Annotated in this window: 7 protein-coding genes; 2 read left to right on the plus strand and 5 right to left on the minus strand. The window is 71.6% G+C overall.

What is annotated here, in order from left to right; translation table 11 throughout:
* Positions 1-79 precede the first annotated feature (79 nt).
* Both D7W79_RS13960 and D7W79_RS13965 read right to left on the minus strand, forming a co-directional pair.
* On the minus strand, positions 80-1,138 hold the full coding sequence (locus D7W79_RS13960; RefSeq protein WP_120525866.1) for a WD40/YVTN/BNR-like repeat-containing protein: 1,059 nt from the start codon (positions 1,136-1,138) through the stop codon (positions 80-82).
* Between the two features lie 59 nt (positions 1,139-1,197).
* The gene (locus D7W79_RS13965; RefSeq protein ID WP_244221767.1) at positions 1,198-2,091 is read right to left on the minus strand and encodes a DUF547 domain-containing protein; all 894 of its coding nucleotides are present in this window, start codon (positions 2,089-2,091) and stop codon (positions 1,198-1,200) included.
* 103 nt (positions 2,092-2,194) lie between these two features.
* Between D7W79_RS13965 and D7W79_RS13970 the strand changes: the two genes are divergently transcribed.
* Positions 2,195-3,247, plus strand: coding sequence for a Rieske 2Fe-2S domain-containing protein (locus D7W79_RS13970; RefSeq protein ID WP_120525867.1), 1,053 nt, complete (start codon positions 2,195-2,197; stop codon positions 3,245-3,247).
* Between the two features lie 66 nt (positions 3,248-3,313).
* Here D7W79_RS13970 and D7W79_RS13975 read toward each other — a convergent pair whose 3' ends face one another.
* Together D7W79_RS13975 and D7W79_RS13980 are read right to left on the minus strand one after the other, a co-directional pair.
* Positions 3,314-3,523 (minus strand): hypothetical protein, encoded by a 210-nt coding sequence (locus tag D7W79_RS13975; protein ID WP_120525868.1) that lies wholly within the window; start codon positions 3,521-3,523, stop codon positions 3,314-3,316.
* 141 nt (positions 3,524-3,664) lie between these two features.
* Positions 3,665-5,080 carry a TolC family protein gene (locus D7W79_RS13980; RefSeq protein ID WP_120525869.1) on the minus strand — a complete coding sequence of 472 codons (1,416 nt, stop codon included), beginning with the start codon at positions 5,078-5,080 and terminating at the stop codon, positions 3,665-3,667.
* Between the two features lie 202 nt (positions 5,081-5,282).
* Here D7W79_RS13980 and D7W79_RS13985 point away from each other — a divergent pair, with 202 nt between their 5' ends.
* Entirely contained in the window at positions 5,283-5,771 is a 489-nt protein-coding gene (locus tag D7W79_RS13985) for a MarR family winged helix-turn-helix transcriptional regulator (protein ID WP_120525870.1), read from the plus strand.
* A gap of 39 nt (positions 5,772-5,810) precedes the next feature.
* Here the strand turns inward: D7W79_RS13985 and D7W79_RS13990 are convergent.
* Positions 5,811-6,292: energy transducer TonB (locus tag D7W79_RS13990; protein ID WP_147441918.1), on the minus strand; the 482-nt coding region annotated here is incomplete at its 5' end.

Here is a 6,292-nt window from a genome sequence, read left to right on the forward strand (position 1 = left end):
GGGACGTGCGCCGCGGCTTGCGCCAGGGCTGCCGCTCTCGGGGCGCTGAAGTCGCCGCGCGAGCGGAAGCCCCGGAGCGCTACGGCTGCTTCGGTGCTGCCTTCGCGTCCGTGAAGCCCAGCTTCGCGATGCGCCCTTCCTCACCCACGGCCCAGGCGGTGTCCCGCGCTTGCGGCGGCGTGGACACGGCGTGGAAGCCCGTGGTGTCCAGCGGCTCCCACGTCCTGCCCGCGTCCTTCGACACGTCCGAACCCGTGGGCCCCACGGCGATGAGCCACATCTTGCGCTCGCGCGTGAGCGGGGCCACGCAGGAGCGGTAGCCCCCGGGCGGCTTGCCGGGCACGGTCCACTGGCGCTTGCCCGCGTCCAGCGTGAGCGCCGCGTTGCCGGTGGCCACCTCCGGCTGCTTGTAGTTGCCGCCCACCGCGATGCCCGCCATCGGGCTCCAGAAGTAGAGCGAGAACACGCCCGCGCCCTCACCCGTGGCCAGCGGCGTGGGCGCGATGCCCCAGGTCTTGCCCCGGTCCGCGGAATGCAGCACGCGCGCGATGGAGCCTCCCAGTCCGAACCAGACGTCGGACTTACCGTACACGGCGATGCTCGTGCCGCTGGCGGCGAAGCCCGCCTCGCCCGCGAGAGCGGCCGGCAGCGCGCCTTCCGGCACGGGCTTCCACGTCGCGCCCCCGTCCTCCGTGGTGATGACGACGAAGTGCCCGTCCACCGGATCGCTGAACGCGATGCCGTGCTGTTCATCCCAGAAGGCCATGCCGTTGAAGAAGGCCCCGGGCCTGGCGTTGGTGAACTGGAGCGTCCAGTGAGCGCCCGCGTCCGTCGTCTTGTAGATGCGCGACTTGTCACCCGCGCCGATGGACAGCACGTACGCGGTGCGGTCGCTGAAGGCATCCACGTCGCGGAAGTCCAACGCCTCCGCGCCCGGCACCGGCGCCTGCGTCCACGTCTTGCCGCCATCCGTGGTGCGCACGACGGTGCCCTTGTCTCCGCTGGCCCACGCGACGCGGCCGTCCACCGCGCTCACGCCACGAAGCCGCACCGTCGTCCCGCTCGCCTGCGGCTCCCACTTCATGCCCGCGCTCCCCAGGGCCAGCCACGTCGCCAGCCACACCGCTCCCGTCGTCATGTCCCGGTGCCTCCCGCGTGTTCGTCCACGCAGGAGGGACGCTAGCCGAAGGCGGCCGGTCAGCGCCGCGCGGCGGTGTTCGCGGCGTCGGGGAGCGACGTGTCCTCGGGCAGGAAGTCGATGCGGCACTTGTCCAGCTGGGGGCCGCAGGCGCGGTCCAGGTCGCCGCGCGTGTCGCAGCCCGGGCGCTCCTCGCAGGTGTCCGGCAGGAAGGCCCAGACGAACTGGAGCACGTTGCCGCCCCGGCCCTCCGGCAGCGCGGCGAGGAAGTCCTGCTTCCGGTCCTGGAACAGGCTCGCCAGGTGCACGGTCTTGTCCTCCAGCTTCACGTGGCGCGCATCCCCCATGTACCGGCGGCTGGCGTCGTTGAGCTGGGCGTCCAGGAACTCCGGCTGGTAGGGCGCGCCGTCCAGCCGGGGCCCGCCCCGTGTCCCCCGGAAGAGGGCAAAGTGCACGCGAGGGTCCGCGTACTCGCCGAAGAGGATGCGCTGCTCCATCGCCCACAACGTCAGCCGCTCACCGCCCACCGGCCACGCGTGGCCCCAGTAGAAGCCGCCGAACCAGGACGCCGCCACGCCGTCCGGGTATCGCTCCACCAGCTGCATCAGCACCAGCGCGTTGTACGCGTTGATCCAGTATGCCAGCCGGTCCTCGGGCGACGGGAACAGCTCCGGCTGACGGTGCGGCGACACCGCCGCGAGCGACGCGACGAAGCGCTCCAGGGCCGCGCGGTCGCGCGACAGGCCCTCGAAGTCCAGGTCCCCGCTGGGGCGTACGTGGCTCAGCGCCTGCGCGTAGTCCGCGTAGCCGAAGGGCCCGGCCGCCTGGGGCACCGGCGCCGGCAGCGCGCCGCCCGCGTACAGCCCTGCTCCCACGGCGAGCGCCACCAGCACGGCCAGGGCCGCCACGGCGGGCCAGCGCGAACGGTGACGGGAAGGGACGGGGGCATTCACGGCCCGGCAGTCTATGCCACCCGCGCGGCCCGGCTCCCACCCTTCAGGTCCCGCCACGACCCACCCGGGGTCCGCCGCGACAGGCCGCTATACTGCCGGCGCCATGGAGCCTACCCCCGACGTCGTCAGGCACTTCCATCCGGTGCTCCCCTCCCGCCAGCTGCGCCGCCAGCCCGTCCGCGTGGAGCTGGCGGGCCATGCGTACGCGCTCTTCCGGGATGCCACCGGCCAGGCCGCGGCGCTGTCGGATGCGTGTCCCCACCGCTTCGCGCCGCTGTCGAAGGGCACCGTGACGAAGGAGGGCCAGCTCCAGTGCCCGTACCACGGCTGGCGCTTCGACGCGCGAGGGCAGGGCTTCAACCCCAGCCAGCCGGAGCTGCGCCACTGCGAGGCGAAGAGCTTCCAGGTGGTGGAGCGCTACGGCTACCTCTGGCTCGCGCACGCGAGCACGCCCGTATCCGCGATGCCGGAGCTCGCGGGCGGGGACTACGTCTTCGGCGGGACGTTCTCCACGCTGTTCCAGGCGCCGCTGCACGTGGCGCTCGACAACTTCAGCGAGGACGAACACACGCCCTTCGTCCACACCCGGCTGGGCTGGAGCGGCGCGCAGGCCGGCGCGGTGGAGTTCGAGGCGCACAACCACGAGGACCACACGGAGGTGCACTACCGCGCCCCGCAGCGGCCCGCGCCCATCATGCGGCTGCTCATGGTGGGCAAGGGGGACGTCTTCCACAACGACTGGGTGACGCGCTTCGACCCGGTGCGCAGCGTCTACACGGTCCGCTGGACGATGCCCTCGGGAGCGCCGCGCCCCTTCACCACGCAGGCGCACATCTTCTTCGTGCCGGAGACGGCGCGCACCACGCGCCTGCACGTCTTCTCCTTCCTGCGCACGACGGTGCCCGCGCTGAGGCCCCTGCTGCCGGTAGCGGCGAAGGCCGCGCTGGGGCTCACCTGGTGGGAGGTGCGCGACGACGCGCGCTTCATCCCCACCGTGGCGGACACGCCCTACAGCCACAAGGGCATGCGGCTGGACAAGTACGACAAGCCGCTCGTGCACCAGCGCAAGCTCATGGAGCGCATCTACTACGCGCACGAGGCGCACGAGCCCGCGGGGCCGGCGCTGCCCCGGGTCCGCGACGCCACGGGCACCTGAGCGGCTGGTGCGCCGTCGCATCGCGAGGACCGGTGGGACGGGCTTCCAAGCTCCGAGCCTGGGCCGTCAGTGCATTGGCGCGGGTTCCTCGTAGGTGGGCACCGTCTCCCCGGTGCGCGCCTCGTAGGCGTTGCAGCCGCTGTCACCGGAGACCACGAGCGCGAACTGCTTGAGCTGTGGCTGGTTGCAGCTCTGCGTCTCTTCGTCGCTCGGCTCGTCGCTGTTGCCCGCGAAGAAGCGACAGTTCTTGCAGTTGCCCCAGGATGCGTCCGCCATGGTTCCCTCCTCGTGGAACGGGTCCGTAAGAGGAGGGTGGGGCCGGTGACGGACCCCCACAACGCAGCACCTGCTTCCCGCCCGGGAGGGCAGGGGACCCGGCGCCTCGGGAAGGCGCCGGGAATTCCACTCCACCCACGCCTACGGCTGGGGCACGGGCTGCTGCTGCGGAGCCGGCTGCTCCTGGGCGGGCTGCTGCCCGGCCGGCTGCTGCTGCGGGGCGGCCTGCCGCGGCGCGCCCGCGCCGGGCTCCGCGCCCAGGGCGGCCGCGTCCTTCTTCACCGAACCGGACTCGAAGGAGCCCAGCGAGTTGAGCAGGCGCAGCGCGGCGAGTGACGCCTGGAGGCGCTCGGACACGAAGCCCACTTCCGCGTTGGTGAGTGCGGTGTTGGCGTCCGCGACCTCCAGGTAGGTGGCCACGCCCGCCTTGAAGCTCACGTCCGTCAGGCGGTTGGACTCGCGCGCCAGCTCCAGGGCCTCCTCGGCCTTGGAGCGGTTGGCCAGCGCGTTCTCCAGGTCCAGCTTGGAGCGGCGCACCTCTTCCTTCACGCGGGCCTGCGCCAGCGCCTGCGTGACGGTGGCCTCGCGCACGCGCGACGACGCCTCGGAGAGGTTCGCCTCGCGCAGGCCGCCGTCGAACAGCGTCCAGCTGGCGCCGAAGGTGATGGCCCAGGTCTCGTTGGAGCCGGTGAAGCCCGCCGCGTTCGCGATGCGGTACGCGCCCGTCACGCCCAGCGTGGGCAGGTAGCTCAGGATGACGCCCGTCTTGTTGATGCGGCTGAGCTTCAGGCCCACTTCCGCGGCCTGCACGTCCGAGCGCTCCTGCAGCGCCTTGTTCACCAGGTCATCCGGCGACGCCTGCGCGGGCACCGTCGGCTCCGGCGGCGCGGCCAGCTCGAAGTCCGGCTCGCGCTGGATGAGCGTGCCCAGCGCCAGCTTCAGGCCCGCGAGCGCGTTCTTCGCGCGCACCAGGTCCTGCTCCGCGCGCGAGCGGTCCAGCTGGGCGCGAAGCAGCGCCACGCGCGTCACCGTGCCCGCGTCGAACCGCGCCTGGGTGTCCTTCTCCCGCGCCTGGTTCAGCTCCAGCAGCCGCTCCTGGGCGCGCAGGGCTTCCTGCTGCGCCGCGGCGCCGTAGTACGCCTGCGCCACGCCGAAGAGCACCTGCCGGCGCGCCGTCTGCGTGTTGAGCTCCGCCAGGTTCACGGCCTTGTAGGAGGCCGCGATGCCCGCCCACAGCTGCGGCGCGATGATGGCCTGCCGCGCCTCCAACTGCGCGCCCCGCTGGATGAGCGGCTGGATGGTGATGTCCACCGGGGCGATGGGCCCCGCCGGAATGATGGCCGCCACGTTGTTGCGCGTGATGGACGCCCCGGCGGTGATGGTGGGCAGGTAGCCCGCCCAGGCCCGGCGCGTCGCGAGCGATGCCTGCTCGAAGCGCTCCTGGGCGATCTTCAAATCGAGGTTCTGCTGGCGGGCCGACTCCAGCGCCTCATCCAGCGTCAGTACGGGCGCCGCGGCCAGGGTGGCCGACAGGGACAGCGCCAGAAGGGTACTCATACCGCTCGACCTCCTCACCGACTCGCGGGAGCGCGAGGCGGATCCGTCCAATGGACGACTGCGTTGCGTCCTCTACCCGACCTGAAGGCGGCGTTGAAGTAATCCGCACTGTCGGATGTTGGAATATGCGGAATGTAGTAGCGGTCAATGGTTGATGATGTCAATTGTTTATGTGCGCACGATGAATTAACGTAAATTCACTATGAACGGTCTCAACGACGGTCCCAGCGAGCAGGTGATGCGTCGGCAGGCGTCCCCCAGTGGCCCGGCCGAGAGCGAGGGTGGGCTCCCCGAGCAGGCGTGGACGCTCCTCTTCGAGCTGCTGCACACGCACATGCGCAACTTCCCCGCCCTGGCGGCGGAGTTCGAGCTGTCCCCGGTGCAGGCGCACGTGCTGCGGCAGCTGGGCGAGGGAGCGCTCGCGATGAGCACGCTCGCCAACTACCTGTCGTGCGACGCGTCCAACGTGACGGGGCTGGTGGACCGGCTGGAGGCGCGCGGGCTGGTGGAGCGCAAGAGCAGCGAGCAGGACCGCCGCGTGAAGATGCTGGTGCTGACGGAGGCCGGCGCGGAGCTGCGCGGCCGGCTGATGGCGCGGCTGAGCGCGCCGCCGCCCCTCATCGCCGCGATGCCGGACGAGGACCTGGCGGCGCTGCGCGACATCATGCGCCGCGCGCTCAAGACGCAGTAGCGCGCTCGGGCGCCCCAGTCCCCGGGGCGCCCGGACTGCTCAGTCCAGCAGGAACGTGTACGAGTACTTCATCTCCGTGGCCACCGCCTCGCCGCCCTTGATGGCGGGCTTGAAGCGGAAGCGCCGGATGGCGTCGCGCGCGGCCTCGTTGAGGCCGTAGCCGGGCCCGGAGATGACCTTCACGTTGGTCACCTTGCCGTCCGCGTCGATGGTGATGGACAGCGTGACGGTGCCCTCGATGCCCGCGCGGCGCGCCTCGTCCGGGTAGGGAATCTTCACCTCGGACGCGACCGAGGGCTCCGAGTCCACCTGGTACACGGGCACGTACTTCGGCGCGGAGTAGCCCTTCACGTCCTGGGGCGCCTTCGCGGGGCCGTTGGCCTTGCCGTAGGCGGTGTTGCCCACGGGCGCGGCGAAGGAGCCCGCGCTGGTGGTGGACGACATGGTCATGCCCACCACGAGCGGCGGCGGCTTGGCGTTGGGCGGCGGCGGCGTGTCATTGCTGTCTCTTATACACCTCT

This window comes from Corallococcus exercitus (assembly GCF_003611585.1).
Lineage (GTDB): Bacteria > Myxococcota > Myxococcia > Myxococcales > Myxococcaceae > Corallococcus > Corallococcus exercitus.